This is a genomic window from Flavobacterium sp. IB48, assembly GCF_016405855.1.
In the GTDB taxonomy this organism is placed as follows: domain Bacteria; phylum Bacteroidota; class Bacteroidia; order Flavobacteriales; family Flavobacteriaceae; genus Flavobacterium; species Flavobacterium ginsengisoli.
This window is the reverse complement of sequence record NZ_JAEFCA010000001.1, coordinates 1,250,458-1,274,456: the sequence shown is the minus strand read 5'-3', so window position 1 is coordinate 1,274,456 and position 23,999 is coordinate 1,250,458. Positions and strand designations below refer to the sequence as shown.

Below are 23,999 nucleotides of genomic sequence, written 5' to 3'. Positions count from 1 at the left end.
TTTTAATAAAAGAAAAAAACCGCTTCATCTGTAAAAATGAGCGGTTTTTTGATATTGAACTAATTCTTTAATTATAACTGTTTCGAAAATAGAACCTGATAATTACCAATATCTACACCTTTTAAGTTAGAACCATACTTAGCATTAATGGCCTGAATAAATTTATTAGCAATAAAAGCATACCCTCTTGGAGTAGGATGAACTCCGTCTAAAGAAAACATACCTCCAGTAACGAAAGTAGCTTTCAATGTAAAATTGTTCATTGTAATTCCGCTTGCTTTATTTAAATCAGACATAATCGATTCCGCATCAACAATTGCTAAACCATTTGCCTCAGCAGCTGCTTTTATAGTTGCATTATAAGCTGCGGTAGCTACTCCTATTTCATCTACTTCAGAAGGCAACAAAACATATCTATCTGGCAAAGGAAAAGTAACCCCTAATTGCGCTAAAGATGGCGAAGGCGAAGCGATTCCGTCTAAAGCCACACTTGGCGCCTTACCTATTCTTGTAGAAGCCCCTAAAACAATTAAATCAGTAGGCAATGCTTGTCTTGCTCTTCCAAAAATCATTCCCATTGCTGTAGCAGTATTAACATCTAATCCACCACCCATTAGCACTGCTTTTAAATTTGCTGACAAATCTGGCAATGTTTCATCTACAATCAATAACGGATTATTTCCTGTTGAAGACAGAAGCTTAATTCTATCACCCTGACCTAAAAATGCTAATGCATTATGCAAAGGACCATACAATTGTGCATTTAAAGCTGGAATCAAACTAACTCCTTTATCAGTTAAACTAGCTTGACTAAGTTGATTATAAGCAATTACATGAAAATGAGGAAGTGTTGTTATAACAGGAAGATTTGCCACAACACCTTTTCTTCCGCCAGCAACAAGCTGAGCAACCAAAGCTTTGTACGCACCGTCAAAAGTCGCAGGAGGAGTTAAAGGATTTACCGTAGGATCTCCACCAGCTGTTGCATATCCTAACTCATCATTACCTCCAATCCATAAAGAAAAGAAAGTAGGATTTTGACTTAAAGCATCAGCCAAAACAGTTGTTGTTGCACTAGATGCGAAACGAGCAAAATACGGATTTGCTGTTCCTGTAGCAACACCAGCAGCATTACCATAACCAGGAGCAAGCAAATGAAAGCTTTTTGCCCCAGGAACTCCTAAATTATTAAACGCCCCTGATAAATGCGCTGTAACCTCTGTAGTAGGCACTCCGTTTACAGGATCAACTGTTGAATTCGGATGTTCTGGTGTTATTGCTGTATTAAAATACAAACGCGGTCCGCTAATTATATTTCCTCCTAACAACAATCCACCTACATTATCATTTGCAAAAGGCGTTTTAAATTCACCTCCACCTACTAAAGCAAATTGCTGTGCTAAAATATTTGGGTAAGCTCCTTCTTGACCTTTAATAAACAAAGCATTATCACTAAATCCTGCCGCAAAAGAATCTCCTAAAGCAACATACTTCGAAAAATCTGCAGTTCCAGCAGTTAAAGGCTTACCATCAGACGACTCTACTACAGGAGTCACATCATCATCACTATTACAAGCCATAAAGGTTAACGAAACCAATACAAGCCACTTGAAATTTTTTATCATAATCTATATTTTTTATAATTATCTGTTTCTCGACATAGACCTAGAAACACAAATAATGAATTTGACTTAGAGTTAATAATCAATTATGGGTTAATAGTCCAAGAAGCAAAATATTGCTGTCCGATTAATCCAGCTCCAATAACTTGGTAATATTCTTTACCGCCAATATTAGCAGCTCCTAATTTCACAACAGATTTCAATTTTGGAATTCCATAATTTATTTGAGCATCAATTACTGTCGCAGATTTGATTGTACCATCTGCAAAGTTAGATTCCCATTCGTACTCGCTGTTCCATCTTCCACTTACATTAAATCCGAAGTTTTTGAATAATTTATCATTTCCAAGAGATACTTTAACTCTATGTTTTGGCGTATTAAATCCAGCCTCAAAACTTGGGTCTTTAGCTTGATCAAAATCAAATTGAGCATAATTATAGTTTAATCCTAATTCGAAGTCGCTAATTATTTTTCTAGAAAGACCAACACCAAATCCTAACGAATGAATCTCTACATCTGAATTTGTATACAATTGATATGCTCTATATTCTCCGTTTTGAAGAGCACGTATAGATTGTGCACCAGCATCTGTAACAGGATTACCAGGCACTGGCAGATTAGGACTATCCTGAGCTGTCCCGTAAAAAGTAGAAACCACATTTAAATTACCAATAAAATTATTGTAGATATTATAATACCCATTAATATCGATTGATGTACCTTCAAAAATAGAACGATATCCAACCTCAAAAGCCTTTACTTCTTCTGGCTTTACATAATTAGCTCTTGATTTTTTTAATAGCGCAGCGGCTGCCACAGGATTACTTCCTGCCATTGCAGAAAATGCTGTAACAGAACTTGCCAAGTAAGAGTTGCCATAAGCATCATTACCATTCATAATCTTTGTAGGACTTCCAGCATAAAGCTGACCTTCTGCGCTAAGACTGAAAGTTTCATTAAATCTAGTTAAGTTATCTGGAGCAGAACCTAACAATACTGCATTACCAATATTAAATCCGATATATTGATCTTGAGTTGTCGGGTTTCTAAAACCTGTTTGAAAAGATCCTCTGAAATTATGATTTCTCTTTTCTCCAGCAGAATAAACAAGAGACAAACGAGGAGAGTAATTACCATCAAAGTTTTTAGATTTATCATAACGAAGCGATCCTGTAAACTTCATTCTATCATCCAGAAACTTTTTCATCAACTGTGCATAAGCTCCGTACTCATTATAATTAATCAAGCTAGTAGCATCCGTATAAATTCTTCCGTGAGAATTTAACTCATAAGATCTAAAAGAACCTCCGACTTGAATTTCAGCAAATTTTATAATATCTCTGAAATTATAGTTTGCATCTGAGTGATACATTTTAGAATTATCCACCAATCTCGATCCGCTTAAAACATCTGGATCATTTATAACTTGATTAAATGCATTTTTAAATTCAGCTGTACCTGGTAAAAAACGACCTGTATCTGCTGTAGATCTTGCCAAAGCATTGGCTTGTTGCGGATTCATACCTGCTAAAGTTCCTTGAATATAAGCTCCCGCATATTGTCCAAACCAAGTATTATCGTCTTTCCATTTTCTATTTACATTAATTCCTGTAAATACCATATCGTAAGAATGACCTCCATCCTCTCCTGTCATATACCCTCTCACGAAGAAGTTTTTTCCTCTAAACTCTAATTTATGCTGTTGCATAAAAAAGTCATTTAAATAATATCTGTTTGCTCCTTGGTAAACCGCATTTCCAGTTCCAAATTTACTCTGCCAGATAATTTCCAATCTTTCATCGCCAAAAGGTCTTCCGTGCAAAGAGAAATCAATTTTCTTATTAGCCGCTTTATTATCTGTCAAATCAATTTCGTTATAACCCGTTCTACTAACATTTGAATTCGGAAGAAGATTAGATGCTCCAACAGGAATCAATCCCATCGTTTCCAATTTTTGACCAACACCTCTAATATTTGTCGAAGCCTCATCACCATAAACGTTAATACCATCATAGTTAGGATCTGTTCTATCAATACCTGCTCTCGTTTTATCATTATAATTTGTTGCATACCAATCTGTAGCTTGCATATAAGTAAAGTTTGCTTTTGCTGCAAAATATTTATTAAAAGCATGAGCGAATCGGATACCAAAATCATAAAAACTATTTGTTCCAGCTGCTTCTTGCGAAGTCGCACCATATTTAAAATAAGTTGAAACACCCTGATTGGTAAACGGACTTTTACTTGTCATAAATAAAATTCCATTAAAAGCATTTGCTCCATACAAAGCAGATGATGCTCCTGGAAGCAACTCAACACTTTGAACATCAATTTCTGAAACTCCAATCATATTCCCCAAAACAAAGTTTAATAATGGAGACGAGTTATCCATTCCATCTACCAACTGCATAAAACGAGTATTAGCCACAGTAGCAAATCCTCTCGTATTGATTGACTTGAATGACATACTACTAGTATTCATCTGCACTTCTTTCATGTTTTCTAAACCATCATAAAAAGAAGGAGAAGCAGTTTTTTTGATTTCCTGCACACCCATTCTTTCAATAGTTACAGGAGACTCTAGAATTCTTTCTGGTGTTCTCGATGCAGCAACAACGATTTCATCCAGTTTAGTTTCTTCATCTTTTAAAATCACATTCACTTTTTGATTTGCCGTTGTTACGCTTATCGTTTTTGTCTCAAATCCTACTGCAGAAACCTTTATAGACAAAGGCAATTTAGCATTAGTAGTTAATTTAAACGATCCGTCAAAATCAGTAGAAGCACCACTGTTTTCTCCGACAACAACAACATTGGCACCAGGGATAGATTGTTTGTTACCATCGGTAACCGAACCTGTAATTGTATTCTGTGCAAAGGACACTCCGCTGAATAACAACATAATTAGCAAGTAGACTCTCATTTTGGGTTAGTTTTTTGTTAGTATATATAGCCAAAATAAGCAAATATTTTAATATGCATAAAAAAATGTTAAATAAAATCGATATTTATCATTGTTTTGCGCTATATTTTAACTATTTACTAATTCATTTTATTAAAATAAAAACAAAGAAAACCTAAAGAAAAATCAGTTTACTATGCATACATATAATATTTTATCAAAAAATTGAAAATTTCATAAAAATACATATGCGTAAAAAAATTATTGGCAATAAAAAAAAGCGAGACCTAAATCTCGCTTTTTTAACATATTTATATTTTGAAAAATAAACTTATTCTACAGTAACCGATTTTGCTAAGTTACGTGGCTGATCTACATTACAACCTCTCATTACAGCAATATAGTAAGAAAGCAATTGTAAAGGAATAGTAGTAACCAATGGCGACAATGCATCTGAAGTTTCTGGAATTTCGATTACATAATCAGCTAATTCACGAACCTGAGTATCACCTTTTGTAACGACTGCAATAATTTTACCGCTTCTTGATTTAATTTCCTGGATATTACTCACAATCTTGTCGTAATGTCCTTGTTTAGGCGCAATAACAATAACCGGCATATGTTCGTCAATTAAAGCAATCGGACCGTGTTTCATTTCGGCAGCTGGATAACCTTCTGCATGGATATATGAGATCTCTTTTAATTTCAATGCACCTTCTAATGCTACAGGGAAATTGTATCCTCTACCTAAATAAAGACAGTTTGGCGCATCTTTAAAAGCAGCAGCAATTTCTTTAGCTCTAGCATCAGTTTCTAACGCTTCAGACACTTTCTCAGGAATAATTTCTAATTCTTGTAGGTAAGTATGAAAATCTGTATTTGACAATGTCCCTTTTGCTTTTCCTAAACGTAAAGCAATCATAGTAAGAACTGTGATTTGAGTAGTAAACGCTTTTGTAGAAGCTACTCCAATTTCTGGTCCTGCGTGCGTGTAAGCACCAGCATGACTTTCTCTAGAAATAGAAGAACCCACTACGTTACATACTCCAAATACAAACGCTCCGTTTTCTTTAGCCAGTTTAATAGCTGCCATAGTATCTGCAGTTTCCCCAGATTGTGAAATCGCTATAACTACGTCATCTTTATTTATAATTGGGTTTCTGTATCTAAATTCAGAAGCATATTCTACTTCAACAGGAATACGTGTAAATTCCTCAAAGATATATTCTGCTACCAACCCTGCGTGCCAAGAAGTTCCGCAAGCTACAATTAAAATTCTTTTTGCGTTTAAAAATTTCTCTAGATTATCCTCTACACCAGCCATTTGAACAATTCCTTCATTAGCATGAAGTCTTCCTCTGTAAGTATCTTTAATTACACTTGGCTGTTCGTAGATTTCTTTAAGCATGAAATGATCATATCCACCTTTTTCAATCTGCTCCAAGTTCATTTGAAGTTCTTGAATGTAAGGATCCACTAAAGAGTCATCTTGAATTTTTCTAATTTTGATTGGCTTATGCAACCTGATATTCGCCATTTCGCCATCTTCTAAATAAACTGCATTAGAAGTGTACTCAATAAACGGTGAAGCATCAGAAGCAACAAAATACTCTCCTTCTCCAACTCCAATTGCCAACGGACTTCCTAATCTAGCCGCTACAATTTCGTTTGGATTTTTTCTATCAAAAACAGCAATTGCATACGCACCTACAACTTGGTTTAATGCAACTTGGACAGCTTTACCTAATTTAATATTTTCTTTCTTCTGAACCTCTTCTATTAAATTAACTAAAACTTCAGTATCTGTATCCGATTTAAAAGTATATCCTCTTTTGATAAGCTCTTCTTTCAAAGGAGCATAATTCTCAATAATTCCGTTATGGATAATTGCCAAATCTCCAGAATTAGAAAGATGAGGGTGCGAATTCACGTCATTTGGAACCCCGTGAGTTGCCCAACGCGTATGTCCAATTCCAATATTACCAATTGTTGAAAAACCCTCATTAGCTTTAGCTTCAAGATCAGAAACTTTTCCTTTGGTTTTACAAACTTTAATTCCCGATTCGTCGTCATATAACATAACGCCGGCACTATCATATCCTCTGTACTCAAGACGCTTTAATCCTTTTATTACAATAGGATAGGCATCTCGGTGACCGATATATCCAACAATTCCACACATATATATTTATTAATTTGGTTTCGTGTAGTAGACTTCAAGTCTCAATCTTTTCTTTTCCTGATCTGAGTCAGGAGCTCCTCCCTTTTTCCCTCCAAATAAGACTGTGCCTAAAGGACTCATAACTGATGTTCTTGGTGCTACAGATATAAGCTCATTTTTATTCTTCAATGCATTAAACGCAAGTACTGCTGAACTTTGAGAAACAACCAGACCTAAATCAACATTTTTTGCCGTTGCATCTTTTATCAGATTACGAATATGTCCTGTGATTCTAATTTTATAACTTTTTCCTCTTTTATCAGAATCAAGAGTAATTAATCCTCCATAGGTAGATAAAGCATCTGTAGAGTAATCTACTAAAACGGCATTATTTGTCAAATCGTATAAATAAACCCTATTTGGTTCTTCTGTGCCTTTCATTTTATCAGCATCGATGTAGAAAACCAAATTAGCTTCGTTAACTTTCCAGTTTTTAGTAGTAACATTATGCCTAATTTCATCTAATTCATCTGGAACATTATTTGGCTTATTTACAACCTGCCCGTTATCATCATAACCCATTACATCGGTCGGATTAAAAAGTTTTACAACTGCCAAAGATCCTTCTCCTCCTTTTAAATAGAGCTTATCGTCTCCATCTGTTTTATTTGCACTTGTAATAGCGTTCTGATATTCCGAACTTCGAGTATCTTGAAGAAAGTTAGCTGTACTAGATGTCGTTGCATTAATTCCTTTCAAATTCAAGACAATTGTTTTGTCTTCCATGGTACTATCAGTATCTTCAGTTGACGCTGTTTTAGCTTTGTAGTAAATCGTAATTTTACCTTCACTAAAATTCATCAATGCCATATTGCTTGGACTAGACCCAGATTTTTCAACATTAAAATATAAACCTCTAAAATATTCCTGAAAAAGATCTTCTGTAGAAAGTTTTGATGCAACCGCTTTCAAGATTTTATCTTGAAAAAATTGCTTTTTTAAATGCAAACGCATTTCAGGCTTTACCCTTAAAAGCGTTTTGTTACCATCAGTTGTAATACTATCCTTGTACTCTTTCGCACTGAAAAAGAATTCCTCGTTTTCAAGTCTATTAGCACTATCATTTAATAATGCTCCAATTTTTTTACTATTAAATTCAGTATTTTGATCTGTGTAATAATATTGTGGCAACTGGCTACCTCCACTAAAGTAACTGGTTCTCATCTGGATTCCAGACTCGTAAATACTTAACTTTATTTTCCCGTTTTTATCTCCGTAAATAGAATCAAGCTCATAAGTATTATTCCCGTTAGCATCAGTAGCTGTAATATGACTGTAATACGGAATCTGTATTCTAACACTATCAATTACAGGAGATTCTCCAATTGTTGGCGAATAAGTAACAAGCCCTAACTGGGTAACAAAATTTGCAGTTGTAGTTCCAAAAAGCGGATTATCAAAAATACCCAAAGCATTGTTTGGAGCTATATTACTTGACTGGATAGGAGTCACTTCTTGATTATATGCTAAAACGTCGTATTTTACAGCTTCAAGTCCAAAATGATCATCACCAACTAAACCCTCACCAATCGCATTAAAATCTTTGTCACAAGAATATAAAAAAACAGCCATTACAGCTAAAAGAGTTTTCTTAAAAAAAGAAGTTCTATACATGTCTAATAATAAAATTAAAATTTAAAGTCCAAATGTTCTGTAGAAATTTGTATAAGCGTCAGCAAATGCATCTTTCGTGGCGAAAGGTAAAAAAGGTTTTCCTGAAGATTCTATAAATTTTGTTAAACTTGGGGAAACATTTTCTGACGCAATGATTACACCATCAGAATGTAAAATGCTAGCTTTTAAAACGTTCTCATAATTTGGCACTTCTAAATCTGATACTGCTTCATGAGGAACACCATCAAATTTAACTTTATTTATCATTTCTAAGTCTAAGTTCTCATCAAACGATTGCCCGTAAACAGAAGTAATAATTTTCGTTTCAGAAAACAATGCTTCATGTTTATAATAATGCTTCATATATATAGGAAGCATTGCCGCAAGCCAGCCATGAACATGTATAATATCTGGAACCCAGTTTAATTTTTTTACGGTCTCAACGACACCTTTGGCAAAGAAAATTGCTCTTTCATCATTATCAGGGTATAAAGCACCTTCTTCATCTGTAAAAGTTGCTTTACGTTTGAAATATTCATCATTATCGATAAAATAAACCTGAATTCTTTCTTTTGGAATCGATGCTACTTTAATAATCAATGGCATATCTAAGTCATTCACTACCAAATTCATCCCTGAAAGTCTTATCACTTCATGCAATTGATGTCTTCTCTCATTTATATTCCCATATCTTGGCATGAAAATTCTTATCTGGCCGCCTTGGTCATTAATCATTTTCGGAACGTCATAAGACATTAAAGAAACCTCATTTTCAGCCAAGTAAGGCACGACTTCAGATGATACATATAATATCCTCTTATCTTTCATAATAGTATTTTACTTAATTTTGGTAATAAAAACGTCGCAAAATTACAAAATTTTATGCAGTTTATAACTAATATATTATGTTTGCATAAATTTTAATAATACCTCAATGCATATTTTCTACAGTAAAGCAGCGTTGATAGCCTATCTTAAAACTATCAAAACCGCAAATTCAACTATCGGATTTGTACCTACAATGGGCGCTTTACACCAAGGACATTTGGCTTTAATGCAACGTTCGCTGAAAGAAAACAACGACACCGTAGTAAGTATTTTTGTCAATCCAACTCAATTTAATAATTCCGAAGATTTAGCAAAATATCCTAGGACACTAGAAGAAGATGTTAAGAAAATGCGTACATTAAGCGATAAAATTATTTTATACGCTCCTTCGGTTGATGATATTTATGAAGGAAATACCGTTTCGCAGACTTTTGATTTTGATGGATTAGAAAACCAGATGGAAGGAAAATTCCGTCCAGGTCATTTTAATGGTGTCGGAACAATTGTAAAACGCCTTTTCGAAATCGTAACGCCAACCAATGCTTATTTTGGCGAAAAAGATTTTCAGCAGCTTCAAATTGTTAAAAAATTAGTCGAAAAAACAGGATTGCCAGTAAATATTGTGGGCTGTCCCATTTTTAGAGAAGAAAATGAACTTGCTATGAGTTCGCGAAACGAACGTCTAACTTCTCAAGAAAGAAAAGACGCTTCTATTATTTACAAAGTTTTGACAGAGGCAAAAGAGATCTTCCAAAATCATAGTCCGCAAGAAACAATCGAATTTGTAGAAAATTCTTTCAAAGACAACAAGGAATTTGAACTGGAGTATTTTGTTATTGCTGACGAATCTACACTTTTATCTATCGATCAGAAAGAGAATGATAAAAAATATCGAGCATTTATAGCGGTATTTGTTAATTCTATAAGACTGATTGACACCATTTCATTAAATTAATCTAACTTTGCATCATGCAAATTCAAGTTATAAAATCAAAAATTCATCGAGTTAAAGTAACTGGAGCCGATTTAAATTATATTGGCAGTATTACTATTGATGAAACTCTACTAGAGGCTTCAAACATTATTGAAGGCGAAAAAGTATCTATTGTTAACATTAATAATGGCGAGCGTTTTGAAACTTACGCTATTAAAGGCGAAAAAAATTCAGGAGAAATTACTTTAAATGGTCCTGCAGCTAGAAAAGTACAAAAAGATGACATCATCATTATTATTTCTTATGCTACACTGGATTTTGAAGAAGCAAAAACCTTCAAGCCTTGGATTATTTTCCCAAATGAAAACGACAATTCTTTAACCTAAGATTTTCTTTTTCTTACCGAATTCCCCTACTTTGTCAAAAGTCAATTTTGCACAAAAAATCCTTCTTTTGTCTTAATCGAAAAATGATTTTGGCGCTAAAACACTCTGCTTCAATTTTTAACCCACTTAGTAAAGAAGCAAATAAAATAGTATATTGCTACACTATTTTCAATACTTTTTTAATTCACTGAAATGCCACAAATCATGAAAAAAGTTTACCTACTATTTTTATTAATTTCGTTTTCGTCGTTTGCCCAAAAAACGTTCGACAACATTAAATCGGAGAAACTCGGAGAAGAACGCAGAATTACAATCGGACTTCCTGCTTCTTACGAAACCAATAAAGACAAAAAATATCCGGTTCTATATTTATTGGATGGAGATTATTTGTTTGATCCGTTTTCAGGAGCCATTAGTTACGGAACTTATTGGGATGACATTCCAGAAATGATTATCATCGGAATTCATCAAAATAAAGATGGAGAGCGTTATGACGACTCAACAATTGATCAAAATGAAGGTCTTCCGTTTGAAAAAGGCGCAAAATTTTTCGAATTCATCGGAGCTGAGTTAGTGCCATATATTGAAAAAAAATATCGCACCTCACCTTTTAGGCTTATTGCAGGTCACGATGTAACAGCAAGTTTTGCTAATTTTTATTTGTATAAAGAAATGCCGCTTTTTAATGCATACATCTGTTTAAGCCCTGAGCTTGCTCCAAAAATGGAAGTGCGCATTGCAGAGAAATTTGCCAAAGTAAAAAAACCAATTTTCTATTACCTTTCTGCTGGAGAAGGCGATATTAAAAAAATTAAAGAGCCAATAGATAAATTAAACAGTAATATTAAAATTGCTAATAATTCGTTAGTGAATTATAAATATGATGTATTTAAAGGCGCAACACATTATACAGAAGTATTGCATTCTATACCAAGTGCATTGTACCATATTTTTGAAGCTTATCGACCTATAAATTCTGCCGAATATAACGACAAAATTGCGGTTCTTCAAGAAGGTTACGCTGAATATTTAGAAAAAAAATACGCTGACATGTCTGAAGTTTTAGGAGTTCAGATTCCAGTTCGAATGAGTGATTTTAAAGTAGTGGAAAATCTTATTTTAAAAAGAAATGCATACAGTGAACTAGGAAAAATGGCAGAAATAGGAAATGTAAATTACCCGAAAGCCATGTTAGGAGAATATGAGTTAGGATTAATGTATGAAAAACAAGGCGATCCTAAACACGCATCAAGAAAATACCAAAATGCTTCGCAAATGGAGCCAATTGGCGATTTGAATAAAGACTTGATGTATGAGAAAATTGACGAAATGAATACACTTGCCAAAAAAAGTAAATAATGTCAAAAGTTAAAACTTCCTTTTTCTGCCAAAACTGCGGAACTCAATATGCCAAATGGCAAGGGCAATGCAACGCGTGCAAAGAATGGAATACGATTGCCGAAGAAATAATTCAGAAACAGGATAAAGTTGCTTGGAAAAGCGAACCTACTCCAACAAGCAAAGCGCCAAAACCTTTAAAAATTAACGAGATTGATTCTGCTCAAGAAGTTCGAATGGACACAACTGACAGCGAATTGAATCGTGTTTTAGGAGGCGGACTTGTTCCTGGATCTTTAACGCTTTTGGGTGGTGAACCCGGCATCGGAAAAAGTACACTTTTACTTCAAGTTTCTCTTAAATTACCTTATAAAACATTATATGTTTCTGGTGAAGAAAGTCAGAAACAGATAAAAATGCGTGCAGAAAGAATTACGCCAAACAGCGACAATTGTTATATTCTTACTGAAACTAAAACGCAAAATATCTTCAAACAAATTGAGACCATTCAGCCTGAAGTAGTCATAATTGACTCTATTCAGACTTTACACACAGATTATATCGAATCGACTGCCGGAAGTATTTCTCAGATTCGCGAAACCACAGCAGAATTAATCAAATTTGCTAAAGAAAGTAATATTCCAGTAATCTTGATTGGACATATTACCAAAGACGGAAACATCGCTGGTCCAAAAATTTTGGAACATATGGTAGATACCGTTTTGCAGTTTGAAGGTGATAGAAACCATATTTACCGAATTTTACGTTCGCTAAAAAACCGTTTTGGCTCAACATCAGAACTTGGAATTTACGAAATGCTCGGTAGCGGATTACGAGAAGTCAGCAATCCTTCTGAGATCCTGATTTCTCATAAAGACGAAGAATTATCTGGAACAGCAATTGCCACAACTCTTGAAGGCATGCGTCCGTTAATGATCGAAATACAATCTTTGGTTAGTACAGCTGTTTACGGAACACCTCAAAGAAGCACAACAGGCTACAATGCAAAAAGACTAAACATGATTTTGGCTGTTTTAGAAAAAAGAGCCGGATTTCGTTTAGGTGCAAAAGATGTTTTCTTGAATGTTACAGGAGGAATTTCTGTTGACGATCCTGCTATTGATTTAGCGGTTGTAGCGGCAATTTTATCGTCTAATGAAGATATTCCTGTTGGAAAAGGTTTCTGTTTTGCTGGCGAAGTCGGACTTTCTGGCGAAATTCGTCCTGTAAATCGTGTGGATCAGCGCATTCAAGAAGCTGAAAAATTAGGCTTCGATACTATCTTTGTTTCTAAATACAACAAAATTGCTTTAAAGAATACTGGAATTAAAATTGAACTTGTTGCAAAAATTGAAGATGTCGCAAGTATACTTTTTGGTTAATTTTTTCTTTTTGCCACGAATTACACAAATTAAACACGAATTTTATTTTAAATTTAAAATCTGAATTTATACATTTTACATTATCTAAAATTAATTCGCGTAATTCGTGACAAACAAAAAATACTACGTTTCAAAAATTTCTAAATTCTTTTGAAAACCAACTTTATGAATTTTCCAAAACAAAAAATATACAAAGCATTAAAAATACTTGCCGCAATATTGGTTTTACTTTGCGTTGGACTTTATTTTTTTCGCAACTCACTTTTAAATCAAGCAATTGCAAAAGTGACACACAAAATGGCTGTTCAGTACAACAGTAATTTTTCTGTAGAATCTGCTTCTTTTGATGGATTATCAACCATACATTTAACAAATGTTGTGCTAGCACCTATAAATGCAGACACACTTGTAAAAATAAAAAACGTAGAAACCAGCATCAGTTTAAGCAATTTATTGATTGGAGATGTACAGGTTGGAACTTTAAAAGTCGACAACGGTTATATCCAACTAGTAAAAAAAGGCAACAAACGAAATTTTGATGCTTTTCTAAAAAGAGATCGTGAAGAAACAGACTCAAACGAAAAACGTAAATACGCCGCTTTTGCTTACAGAATCATTTCTAAAGTGCTGAATTTGGTTCCAACCGATATGGATTTGAAAAACTTCAAATTCAAAATCAACGACAATGACAAACTAACTTCTATTGATGTAGACAAACTGGTTTTAAACAACAAACAATTAGAAACCAATCTTCACGTTCAAGCAAAAGATTTTGATCAGCGTTGGAATATTAAAGGTTTTGCCGATCCGAGAAATAAAAAGGCAGATATTCGCTTTTTCAACTTAGATACTGGTGCCATTCGTGTGCCTTATTTAGATCAACGCTACAATTTAAAAGCAAGTTTTGATTCTATTCGTCTAAATGTTCAAAACATTGACAAAAGTGGCAGCGAACTGCATATTGACGGTTTTACTTCTATCGCCAATCTTACAATCAATCACCCGAAAATTGCCAGCAAAGGTGTGGTTATAAAAAATGCGCGTTTTGATTACCGCTTTTTATTGGGAGACAGTTTTATTTCGATTGACAGTACTTCGACTATGCAGTTGAATAAAATTAAAGTCCGTCCGTACATTTCTTACGATACAGAAAAAGACACAATTTATACTTTGAAAGTCGATATTCCGAAAATGAAAGCGCAAGATTTTATCGTTTCGCTTCCAGATGGTTTGTTCACGCATTTTCAAGGCATGCAGGCCACTGGAAACTTCGATTATAAACTGGATTTCAAATTCAATAAAAACAAACCAAATACGCTTGTTTTTGACAGCAAATTAAACAAAGAAGATTTGCGAATTACTAAATATGGCGAAGCAGATTTAAATAAATTAAATGGCGAATTTGTATATCGAGCGATTATTCAAAATGTATTGCAAAGACCAGTTTTAGTTGGAAATGCCAATCCTAATTATACTCCGCTAGACCAAATTTCTCCATATTTAAGAAAATGTGTTTTAACGACCGAAGACCCTTCTTTCTTCTCGCACCGCGGATTTATAAATGAAGCTTTCAAACAATCAATTCTTAAGAACATTCGAACTAAGAAATTCTCTCGCGGTGCCAGCACAATCAGCATGCAGTTAATTAAGAATGTCTTTTTAACTCGTGAAAAAACGCTTTCGCGAAAGCTTGAAGAAATTCTGCTAGTTTACATTTTAGAAAACAACCGAATTGTAAGCAAGGAAAGAATGCTAGAGGTTTATTTCAATATTATCGAATGGGGACCAAATGTGTATGGAATTGGCGAAGCAAGTCATTTCTATTTCCAAAAAAGTCCTTCGGCTTTAAATGTTGATGAATGTTTGTATTTAGCAACGATTATTCCGAAACCTAGAAAATTCATGTATCAGTTTAATGACCAAGGTAATCTGAAGGATTATGCTATTAAAAACCAAAATTTCCTGAAGAATTTGATGTTTAGAAGAGGACTTTTAGTTCCAGAAGACACAATTGGTCTCTTGCCTGTTTATATTTCTGGAAATGCACGTTCTTTAATAAAAATTAAAGTTCCAGATTCTACAGCAATCAAAACAGATTCTTTGGCTGTCGATGATGAATTTGACTTGTAAATAATACTTAACCGCTAAGTCCGCAAGGATTTACGCAGAGAACGCAAAGTTTTAGAAAACAATTCCTTTTTGCGAGCCTTGCGTAAATCCTTGCGGACTTTGCGGTTAAAAAACAACTATTTAAAGTTCTTTAAAAACTCTTCTTTATAAGTTGGCGAAACTTCAATTTCAGTTCCGTCGTTCAATGTTACAATTCCGCCTTTATTATACGATTTCACGCAATTGAGATTGATAATATGCGATTTATGAACACGAATAAAAGGCAAAGGCAAAATCTCTGAAAAATGCTTCAGAAATCGGCAGACCATTTTTTTTGCTCCATTGTTTAAATACAAATCAGTAAAATTTCCGTTTCCGCGAAGACGCACGATATCTTCCATTTTTACGACTTCAAAACCTTCAAGCGTTGGAAGAATGACTTGTTGTTTTTCTGGTTTTTGTTCGTGGAAATTCTCAACAATAATTTTATTTCGATTGAAGATTTCATGATTTAAAATCTGATGATGCACTTTGTTTACCGCAATAATCAGTTCTTCAATGCTAATTGGTTTCAAAAGATAATATGCAGCACTTTGATTTAAAGCACGAAGCGAATATTCAGAAAAAGCGGTTACAAAAATGGTTTCAAATTGTAGCTCTTTGCAGGCTTCTAAAACATCAAAAGCATTTCCGAAAGGCATTTCTACATCTAAAAAAACCAACTGCGGTTTAATTTCATGCAACAACGGAACGGCTTCTTTTATATTCTGCGCTTCGCCAACAACCTCAACTTGCGGACAATATTTGCTCAAATAATTTTTAAGCACTTCGCGCGCTGCCAATTCATCTTCGACAATTACGCTTTTTATTTTCTGCAAAGTCATCATATTTTATCAATTAATGGAAAAACAATTTGAACGATCGTGCCTGATTTTGGTTCTTCTTTTTCTGAAATAGTAAACGAAATATCCTTTTTGTATAATTCGTTCAAAAGGTCAATTCTTTCTTTAGTATTATTTAAACCTCGAGATTCGTAAATTTTCTGGTTGGTCGTTTTGAGTTCACGGCTTTTGGTTAAACCAATTCCGTTGTCGTCAATAATCACATTAATTTTTCCGTTTTTATACTCAAATCGAAGCGACAAAAAACCTTTCTTGTCCAAATAACGCAATCCGTGCCAAATGGCATTTTCTAAATGCGGTTGCATAATCATATTCGGAACAAAAACTCTTTCGGTATCTAGAGATTCATCAACCACAATTTCAAAGTCAAATTTATCCTGAAAACGCAGGTGTTCTAAATCGAGATATTTCTTTAATTGCTCTACTTCTTTGTCCAACGAAATAAAATCTTTATTAGAATTTTCCATCATATTTCGCATCAAATTTGAATAAGAAGTCAAGTATTTATTGGCTTCCAATTCTTTGTTTTCGGCAATAAACTGATTGACACTATTCAAACTATTAAAAATAAAATGCGGATTCATTTCACGGCGCAATGACTGTAAAGCGATTTCTTTGTTTTTGATTCTGATAGAATACAATGCTTTTACAATGAAGAAAAACAAAAGCAACAACAAACCAATTGAACCTAATAGGAAATAATTGAAAGAGTTTTTCTTCGAAATCAATTCGTCTTTTAAAACCTTTTCTTTTTCAAGCTGACGAATTTTATCTTCTGTAACCTGAAAAGTTTTAGCATCAATTAAAGTAGTATCGGATTTTATTAACTGCTCGAAATTATCAAAAAACTGTTCGTACAAAGCCATGCTTTCCTTGTCTTCGCCTTTTGTTTTATAATATTTAATTAAAGAAGACAAACTCTTTCTGGCTTCAGATGAATTTCCTTTTTGAAAAGATAAATTATAGGCTTCTTTTAAAGAAGAAATGGCTTTTTCTGGTTCTTTCTTTTCAAAATAAAGTGAAGCCAGCGATTGCAATTGTTTTATTTCTGTGGTAAAATCGTTGTTGGTTTTAGCATCAGCAAGCAATTTTTCGTTAATGGCAAGTGCTTTGTCAAACTGATTATCAGCAACGTAAACTTTTGCGATTTCGTTTTTAATTTTAACTTCTTCTGGTTTGTCTTTAGCGTATTTTAAAGCTTTTTTATAACTTTCAATTGCAACTGCTTTGTCATTTAACTGCAAAGAATTCTGTGCTTTCTGTACATATGCTTCACTTACTTCAGCAGCTTTTTTGTCTTTTTTCAGCAATTCAATATTCGAATCAACATAATTGGTCTGACTTGCAGGATTAGATTGATTTCTGAGTCGGTTAGCATCGTTTTGGTTTATTTTTTCTTCAGATGCATCTTTGGTTAGAGAACCTGCCGCTTCGTAGTTCTTAATCGCAGAATCGAAGTTTTTCTGGTTTTCCTGAACTTTGGCCAAACTTCTGGTGACACGCGTTTTATCTTCGGTTAGTTTTAATTTGGTATAAGAATTTAAAGCTCTTTTAAAATACTCTTCTGCTTTTGCATTATCGCCTTTGCTTAAAAAATCATTAGCCAGCTTTTCATAGTTTTGAGCAATTTTCGATTCATCGTTTTCATCTAAAGATTTAGATAATTCTTCAGCGGTTTTACTTATTACGGCTTTACTCTTTTTTTCGCTTTTTTCAGGAAGTGACTGCGCAGTTATTTCTTGAGGAAATAAAAACGCTAAAAAAAGCAGACTAAAAACAATTAACACATGACGTTTCACAAACAAGTTATTTAGAAAGTGTAAAGTAACTTAATTTCAAATTCCTATCCTATAACATTCACCAAGTCAAAAGGCTTGTTGACCCATTCTCTCAAAAATACGTTTTTTCGATCAATACTTTTACCTGGTAATCTTAAAAACCATCATTATGAAAAAACTATTTTACTCTTCTTTTATCCTTTTTTCTCAGTTTATTATCGGACAAGTTTCTGGAAATGTCAATTATCAGAATCAATATGCTGCAAATACTACAATTGATATTGGTTTTCCGTCTAGCGAGGGTATTGTAGCAAGTGTAAAAGGTCTTGCTAATGTTAAAGCAGATACTTATACAGCAATTTTCAGCACTACTCAAACGGGTAAAACAACCAAAGAAGTCAATGATTTGCTTGACCAAAGAATTGAACGTTCGCTTAACGAAATCAAACTTAAAAAAGGCGTTGAGATTTTTGTGGATATGATTTCTTTTGTTCCTGTTTATGAATACGAAGTCGAGAAAAAGATTTTCAGCCGTAAAACTTACAATGAGGTTCCTGTGGGATTTGAGTTAAAGAAAAACATCCACATAAAATTTTCCGATCCAAATCAGTTGAACGATTTTATTTCGATTTTATCAAATCATGAAATATACGATTTGGTTCGAGTTGATTATTTCTCCAATTCATTAGAAACCATCAAAAAGGAAATGATGAACAAAGCCAAACTGCTGATTCAGGAAAAAATCAAGAACTATGAACTTCTTCTTGGAGAGACATTTACAAACGTTGAAAAAAGAATTACCGATGGTTTTGTTGTGAATTTACCAGTAGAAATGTACAAATCGTACGAAGCGTACAATAGTTCTTCTTTAAACTTAAAAAAATCGGCAGATGTTAATCAAGCCAATAAATCGACTACGCTTTATTACCAGCCTATTTTTAGTAAAGAATTCGATTTCATCATTAATCCTTCGGTTCTGGAACCCGTTATTCAAGTACAATATGAAGTAAAGATTTTTATTAACAGAGAAAAAGAAAAGAAGCAAGTTGCCAAAACAGACAAAGAATTTATTCTGATTACTCCAAATGGCGATTTAAAAAACCTGAATATCAATACTCCAAAACAAATACATTAATCTGGAAAGTTTCACCAAGTCAAAAGACTGTTTCACCATTTGTCCAAAAAGTGAGCTTTTTTAGTTTTTAAGTTTGATCTATAATCATTCAATTAAAAACTAAAATCATGAAATCAAATCTTTTTATAACAGCGCTTTTGGCTTCAGCAATATTTTTTGCAAGCTGTAATTCGTCTAATGCAAAACCAGTAAAAAACACAGAGATCGAAAAGCCAGATTCGGCTGAAACGACCAAAATTCAAGTCGCTCTTTTATTGGACACTTCTAACAGTATGGACGGATTAATCGATCAGGCGAAATCAAGATTATGGAACATTGTAAACACTTTGACGACTTTAAAATACGAAGGAAAAACTCCAGACATCGAAATCTCTTTATACGAATATGGAAACGATGGTTTATCTGAAAGATCGAATTACATCAGACAAGTAACACCTTTATCGACAGATCTCGATTTGATTTCGGAGAAATTATTTGCTTTAAGAACTAATGGCGGAAGTGAATATTGCGGCGCTGTAATTCAAGATGCAACTAAGGGATTAAAATGGGCTTCTGACAAAAACAGCATGAAACTGATTTACATTGCAGGAAATGAAGGATTTGATCAAGGAAGAATAAGTTATAAAGAAACAATTAGCGATGCTTTAAAAAACAATATTTATGTGAATACTATTTTCTGTGGAGACAAAACAGAAGGCATTAATTCATTTTGGAAAGACGGCGCAGATCGCGGAAAAGGAAAATATTTCAATATCGATTCAGACAAAGCGGTTCAATATATTGCAACACCATATGACGATCAAATCGCTAAATGTGATGAAAAAATCAATAAAACCTATATCAATTACGGAGCGAAAGGTGCCGATAAAAAAAGAAACCAGATAATGCAGGATCAGAATGCTAAAAAAGTTTCGGCTTCCAATTATACCGATCGTGCCGTAAGCAAATCAAAAGCCGTTTATAAAAATGATACTTGGGATTTGGTAGATAAAGTAAAAGATGATGCCGGAGCAATTTCGAAAATCAAAAAAGAAGAATTACCAATCGAACTGCAAAACAAAAGCACTGCAGAATTGCAAAAAATAGTGACCGAAAAAACAAAAGAAAGAGAAACAATTCAGAAAGAAATTAGTGTTTTAGCAAAAAAGCGTCAGCAATATATTGATACTGAAGCTAAAAAAACTAAATCTCAGGATGATCTAGGAAATACGATAAACTCTTCTATTCTAGCTTTCGCTAAAGTAAAAGGCTATACGGTTGAAAAATAAAAATCCAAATGAAAAAGAAAATATTCTTTCTGCTCTTTACAGTAATTCCGTTGATTTGTTTGAGTTGTGAAAATAAAAACGAGAAAACAAAAGACACAAGAACTAAAAAACCGATCTATTCTTATGAAAAGAAACTAAAAAATGAAATAACTGAAGTAAGGAGCTTCTTGGGGAAATCTCCAAAATACAATTCAGATGTGGCATTATTTTTAGATATGAAGATAGAATCTGGAAGAAATCGGTTTTTTATTTATGATTTAAAAAACAACAAGTTACTAGATAAAGGTTTGGTTGGACACGGTTCTGGTTCTGAAACAGGAATTCCTGGGGAACTAAAATTCAGCAATGTTAAAAATTCAAATTGCAGTTCGTTAGGCAAATACGCCATTGGCGGTTCGTATGTTGGAACATTTGGAAAAGCCTATAAATTGTATGGTTTAGACAAAACCAACAATAACGCTTTTGATCGAAATATAGTGCTTCATAAATACTCAGAAATTCCTTTTGATGAACAGCCTTACCCAATTTGCAATAGTTTGGGATGTCCAATGGTAAACGAAAAATTCTTCGGAGTTCTCGAAAAACTAATTGACAATTCTAAAAAGAAAATAATTCTAGTGATGTACTATTAAATCTATTTTTATTTAACAGTAATAATCATATATTTCCCACTAATTTAAATTTGACCTCATGAATAAAAAAGTAATTCTATTCATCATATTATTGATCAGCGCTTTCGCGAATGCACAAAAGCCAATTTTTACAACAGCAAAAGTAAAAGCCGCAACTGTATATTTTAATGCTGCCGAAATTTCTCAGACTGCAAGTACTACTTTACCTACAGGAACAAGTGAAATTGTCATTAAAAATGTGGCTTCGTATTTAAATGAAAATTCAGTGCAAATTGGCGCTCCAGCAAATGTAACGGTATTGTCTGTTCAGTTTACCAATAATTATATTTCAGAATATGAAACAGATTCTAAATCGCCTTTAATCAAAAGAGTTAATGATAGTATTGTTTTGGTTCAAAAAGAACTTCAAAAAGTAGTCAATACGATTAATTCAGAAAACAAAACCATGCAATTACTTGATCGAAACCAACAGATTTCGGGAGTAAATTCTGGATTGAACGTTGCTGAATTAATGAAAATGGTAGATTATTATAAAAACAAACAAATCGAAATTGCCAATAATATCAATACCTTAACCGATAAACAGAAAAAACTTGACGAGACACTTCAGAAACTGAACAATAAACTTGAGTTTGATACGAACAAAGAAGAACGAACTTCATCAGGAAAATTAATTGTTCAGGTAATGAACACTGCAGCAGGAATTGTTCCGTTAGAGATTTCGTATTTAACACAAAGCGCATCTTGGACACCATTTTATGATTTGCGTACCGAAAGTGTAAATGCGCCAATCAATATGGTTTATAAAGCACAGGTTGTTCAGAACAGTGGCATCGACTGGAAAAAAGTAAAACTGACATTATCCAGCGGTTATCCAAACCAAAACAATCAAGCTCCAATATTAAGTTCTTGGTTTTTAAGAAACAATGCCAACTATGGCTACAATCAAAGAGCTGTTGCCAACCAATTGCAAAGTAGTGCTTACGGAGAAGTGAAAGATAAAGCAATTGAAGACGTCGTAGTATCTGCATTGCCAAAGATGAAAAAATCTTCGGTTTCTGATTTTACAACTGTTGCAGAAAACCAACTTAATATAGCTTTTGATATTGATATTCCGTACGATATTCTTTCTAATGGAAAAGTACATAGTGTTTCCTTAAAAGAAATTAAACTTCCAGCAACATATAAATATTATGCTGCTCCAAAAGTAGAAAATGAGGCTTTCCTACTTGCCGAAATTGCAGATTACAGCAAATACAATTTATTGCAAGGCGAAGCGAATATCATTTTTGAAGGAATGTATGTTGGAAAAACATTTATAGAACCAAGTCAAACCAGTGATACTTTGAATTTAAGTATGGGGCGCGATAAAAAAGTTTCTATAAAGCGTGAAAAAGTAGCAGACAAATCGGGAACGAAGTTTTTGTCTTCTAGAAAAGAACAAACTTTTACCTACGACATTACCGTTCGAAATAATAAAAAAGAATTGGTCGAACTTTTATTAAAAGATCAATATCCGTTGACAACCAATAAGGAAATCGAGGTAGAATTATTACAAAGTGACAGCGCAAAAGTAAATTCTGAAACAGGAATCTTAACTTGGCAATTACAGCTGAAACCAAATGAAACCAAGAAGATCAGAATAAGTTATCGCGTAAAATATCCTAAAGATCAGGTTTTGAATTTATAATATCTCCTAAAAAATAAATCCCGATAGTTTCTCAGCTATCGGGATTTTATATTTATTCTATTTGCTAAAATTACGGTGCCGGATCAGGAAATATAGCCTGAACCGCGTCAATTTCTGCTAAGATTTGTTTAGAAAGTGTGACATCAATTGTATCGATGTTTTCTTTTAATTGTTCTAATGTCGTAGCTCCAATAATAGCACTTGTTAAGAATGGTTGTTGCAAAACGAATCCCATTGCCAATTGCGTTAGCGTTAAACCATGTTTTTTGGCGATTTCCAGATACAATTTTGTTGCTTCGGTACATTGGTCGCTATTGTAACGTTTGTATTGCGGAAAAAGATTAATTCTCGCTTTTGGATGACTTTCTCCAGTTAAGAATTTTCCAGTCAAAACGCCGAATGCTAAAGGCGAATATCCAAGTAAACCAACATTTTCATATTTTGAAACTTCTGCAGAATTCACTTCAAACAAACGATTCAATAAAGAATACGGATTTTGAACAGTTTTGATTCTTGGAAGATTGTTGTATTTGCTTTCTTCCAAAAGGCGCATCATTCCCCAAGCGTTTTCATTAGAAACTCCAATGTGTTTGATTTTACCTTCTTTAATTAATCCATCGAAAGTTTCTAAGATTTCTCTAAAGTTATCTTCCCAAACATCATCGTGCCCGTGAAAAGCACGCTGTCCAAAATTATTCGTTTTTCTTTCTGGCCAATGCATTTGATACAAGTCGATATAATCTGTTTGCAGTCTTTTTAAACTATTTTCAACCGCATATTTAATACTTGCTGGAGAAAAATCCAGTTTCTCACGCATGTAACCAAAATTCGGATTCGGACCAGCAATTTTAGACGCTAAAACAACTTTATCTCTATTTCCCGATTTCTTAAACCAAGTTCCAATAATTTTTTCTGTGCTTCCGTAAGTCGCTTCACTCGCAGGAACCGAATACATTTCGGCTGTATCGAAGAAATTTACGCCTCTTTCAAGAGCATAATCCATTTGTTCATGTCCTTCTTCTTCTGTATTCTGCTGTCCAAAAGTCATTGTTCCAAGACAGATTTTACTAACTTTTATATCGGTGTTAGGTAATGTAGTGTATTTCATTCTTTTGAGATTCTAAGGTTCTAAGTGGCTAAGATTCTAAGTTTTCTTATTTTGAGTTATAAAGCCTCAAAGTTACGAAGTGATTGTGCAATGCGAAAGGAGACAAGAGTTAAAAAAAGAATAAGATTCTTTTTTAAGAGGCTAAGGTT

17 protein-coding genes are annotated in these 23,999 nt (G+C 33.7%); 9 read left to right on the top strand and 8 right to left on the bottom strand.

Annotated elements, in window-relative coordinates; all coding sequences use genetic code 11:
- Nucleotides 1-71: 71 nt before the first annotated feature.
- The 5 genes from JC605_RS05520 to JC605_RS05500 all read right to left on the bottom strand — a co-directional run bounded on the left by JC605_RS05520 (nt 72) and on the right by JC605_RS05500 (nt 9,188).
- A complete protein-coding gene (locus JC605_RS05520; protein ID WP_198855235.1) occupies nt 72-1,625 on the bottom strand; it encodes an SGNH/GDSL hydrolase family protein in 1,554 nt (517 codons plus the stop codon).
- An 83-nt stretch (nt 1,626-1,708) separates the two neighbouring features.
- Nucleotides 1,709-4,546 carry a TonB-dependent receptor domain-containing protein gene (locus JC605_RS05515; RefSeq protein ID WP_198855234.1) on the bottom strand — a complete coding sequence of 946 codons (2,838 nt, stop codon included), beginning with the start codon at nt 4,544-4,546 and terminating at the stop codon, nt 1,709-1,711.
- A 310-nt stretch (nt 4,547-4,856) separates the two neighbouring features.
- Nucleotides 4,857-6,707, bottom strand: coding sequence for a glutamine--fructose-6-phosphate transaminase (isomerizing) (glmS, locus tag JC605_RS05510; RefSeq protein WP_198855233.1), 1,851 nt, complete (start codon nt 6,705-6,707; stop codon nt 4,857-4,859).
- A gap of 9 nt (nt 6,708-6,716) precedes the next feature.
- Nucleotides 6,717-8,318 carry a DUF4270 domain-containing protein gene (locus JC605_RS05505; protein ID WP_370569049.1) on the bottom strand — a complete coding sequence of 534 codons (1,602 nt, stop codon included), beginning with the start codon at nt 8,316-8,318 and terminating at the stop codon, nt 6,717-6,719.
- Nucleotides 8,319-8,381: 63 nt separating this feature from the next.
- Nucleotides 8,382-9,188 carry a glycogen/starch synthase gene (locus JC605_RS05500; RefSeq protein WP_095930313.1) on the bottom strand — a complete coding sequence of 269 codons (807 nt, stop codon included), beginning with the start codon at nt 9,186-9,188 and terminating at the stop codon, nt 8,382-8,384.
- A 106-nt stretch (nt 9,189-9,294) separates the two neighbouring features.
- Here JC605_RS05500 and panC point away from each other — a divergent pair, with 106 nt between their 5' ends.
- The 5 genes from panC to JC605_RS05475 all read left to right on the top strand — a co-directional run bounded on the left by panC (nt 9,295) and on the right by JC605_RS05475 (nt 15,358).
- A complete protein-coding gene (panC, locus tag JC605_RS05495; protein ID WP_198855231.1) occupies nt 9,295-10,143 on the top strand; it encodes a pantoate--beta-alanine ligase in 849 nt (282 codons plus the stop codon).
- Between the two features lie 14 nt (nt 10,144-10,157).
- Entirely contained in the window at nt 10,158-10,508 is a 351-nt protein-coding gene (panD, locus tag JC605_RS05490; RefSeq protein WP_008465481.1) for an aspartate 1-decarboxylase, read from the top strand.
- Between the two features lie 204 nt (nt 10,509-10,712).
- Nucleotides 10,713-11,867 (top strand): alpha/beta hydrolase, encoded by a 1,155-nt coding sequence (locus tag JC605_RS05485; protein ID WP_198855230.1) that lies wholly within the window; start codon nt 10,713-10,715, stop codon nt 11,865-11,867.
- A complete protein-coding gene (gene radA / locus JC605_RS05480) occupies nt 11,867-13,228 on the top strand; it encodes a DNA repair protein RadA (RefSeq protein WP_198855229.1) in 1,362 nt (453 codons plus the stop codon). The genes JC605_RS05485 and radA overlap by 1 nt, the downstream gene beginning before the upstream one ends.
- Nucleotides 13,229-13,393: 165 nt before the next feature.
- Nucleotides 13,394-15,358: a transglycosylase domain-containing protein gene (locus JC605_RS05475; RefSeq protein ID WP_198855228.1), complete on the top strand. Its 1,965-nt coding sequence runs from the start codon at nt 13,394-13,396 to the stop codon at nt 15,356-15,358.
- 116 nt (nt 15,359-15,474) lie between these two features.
- On the opposite strand, the gene JC605_RS05470 is transcribed toward JC605_RS05475, so the two are convergent.
- Nucleotides 15,475-16,221 (bottom strand): LytTR family DNA-binding domain-containing protein, encoded by a 747-nt coding sequence (locus JC605_RS05470; RefSeq protein ID WP_198855531.1) that lies wholly within the window; start codon nt 16,219-16,221, stop codon nt 15,475-15,477.
- Nucleotides 16,221-18,038, bottom strand: a complete 1,818-nt coding sequence (locus JC605_RS05465; RefSeq protein ID WP_198855227.1) for a histidine kinase — start codon at nt 18,036-18,038, stop codon at nt 16,221-16,223. Before JC605_RS05465 ends, JC605_RS05470 begins: the two co-directional genes overlap by 1 nt.
- A 148-nt stretch (nt 18,039-18,186) precedes the next feature.
- Here JC605_RS05465 and JC605_RS05460 point away from each other — a divergent pair, with 148 nt between their 5' ends.
- The 4 genes from JC605_RS05460 to JC605_RS05445 all read left to right on the top strand — a co-directional run bounded on the left by JC605_RS05460 (nt 18,187) and on the right by JC605_RS05445 (nt 22,742).
- Nucleotides 18,187-19,152, top strand: coding sequence for an SIMPL domain-containing protein (locus JC605_RS05460; protein ID WP_198855226.1), 966 nt, complete (start codon nt 18,187-18,189; stop codon nt 19,150-19,152).
- 107 nt (nt 19,153-19,259) lie between these two features.
- Complete coding sequence (locus JC605_RS05455) at nt 19,260-20,420, top strand: VWA domain-containing protein (RefSeq protein ID WP_198855225.1); 1,161 nt, start codon at nt 19,260-19,262, stop codon at nt 20,418-20,420.
- 8 nt (nt 20,421-20,428) lie between these two features.
- Nucleotides 20,429-21,052, top strand: coding sequence for a murein L,D-transpeptidase catalytic domain-containing protein (locus JC605_RS05450; RefSeq protein WP_198855224.1), 624 nt, complete (start codon nt 20,429-20,431; stop codon nt 21,050-21,052).
- A 58-nt stretch (nt 21,053-21,110) separates the two neighbouring features.
- A complete protein-coding gene (locus tag JC605_RS05445) occupies nt 21,111-22,742 on the top strand; it encodes a DUF4139 domain-containing protein (RefSeq protein ID WP_198855223.1) in 1,632 nt (543 codons plus the stop codon).
- A 70-nt stretch (nt 22,743-22,812) separates the two neighbouring features.
- On the opposite strand, the gene JC605_RS05440 is transcribed toward JC605_RS05445, so the two are convergent.
- A complete protein-coding gene (locus tag JC605_RS05440; protein WP_198855222.1) occupies nt 22,813-23,850 on the bottom strand; it encodes an aldo/keto reductase in 1,038 nt (345 codons plus the stop codon).
- Between the last annotated feature and the right edge of the window lie 149 nt (nt 23,851-23,999).

Bases quoted from the DNA above. Each gene is read 5' to 3' on its own strand.
- JC605_RS05520 (WP_198855235.1), bottom strand. From the start codon at position 1,625: ATGATAAAAAATTTCAAGTGGCTTGTATTGGTTTCGTTAACCTTTATG.
- JC605_RS05515 (WP_198855234.1), bottom strand. From the start codon at position 4,546: ATGAGAGTCTACTTGCTAATTATGTTGTTATTCAGCGGAGTGTCCTTT.
- glmS (WP_198855233.1), bottom strand. From the start codon at position 6,707: ATGTGTGGAATTGTTGGATATATCGGTCACCGAGATGCCTATCCTATT.
- JC605_RS05505 (WP_370569049.1), bottom strand. From the start codon at position 8,318: ATGGCTGTTTTTTTATATTCTTGTGACAAAGATTTTAATGCGATTGGT.
- JC605_RS05500 (WP_095930313.1), bottom strand. From the start codon at position 9,188: ATGAAAGATAAGAGGATATTATATGTATCATCTGAAGTCGTGCCTTAC.
- panC (WP_198855231.1), top strand. From the start codon at position 9,295: ATGCATATTTTCTACAGTAAAGCAGCGTTGATAGCCTATCTTAAAACT.
- panD (WP_008465481.1), top strand. From the start codon at position 10,158: ATGCAAATTCAAGTTATAAAATCAAAAATTCATCGAGTTAAAGTAACT.
- JC605_RS05485 (WP_198855230.1), top strand. From the start codon at position 10,713: ATGAAAAAAGTTTACCTACTATTTTTATTAATTTCGTTTTCGTCGTTT.
- radA (WP_198855229.1), top strand. From the start codon at position 11,867: ATGTCAAAAGTTAAAACTTCCTTTTTCTGCCAAAACTGCGGAACTCAA.
- JC605_RS05475 (WP_198855228.1), top strand. From the start codon at position 13,394: ATGAATTTTCCAAAACAAAAAATATACAAAGCATTAAAAATACTTGCC.
- JC605_RS05470 (WP_198855531.1), bottom strand. From the start codon at position 16,221: ATGACTTTGCAGAAAATAAAAAGCGTAATTGTCGAAGATGAATTGGCA.
- JC605_RS05460 (WP_198855226.1), top strand. From the start codon at position 18,187: ATGAAAAAACTATTTTACTCTTCTTTTATCCTTTTTTCTCAGTTTATT.
- JC605_RS05455 (WP_198855225.1), top strand. From the start codon at position 19,260: ATGAAATCAAATCTTTTTATAACAGCGCTTTTGGCTTCAGCAATATTT.
- JC605_RS05450 (WP_198855224.1), top strand. From the start codon at position 20,429: ATGAAAAAGAAAATATTCTTTCTGCTCTTTACAGTAATTCCGTTGATT.
- JC605_RS05445 (WP_198855223.1), top strand. From the start codon at position 21,111: ATGAATAAAAAAGTAATTCTATTCATCATATTATTGATCAGCGCTTTC.
- JC605_RS05440 (WP_198855222.1), bottom strand. From the start codon at position 23,850: ATGAAATACACTACATTACCTAACACCGATATAAAAGTTAGTAAAATC.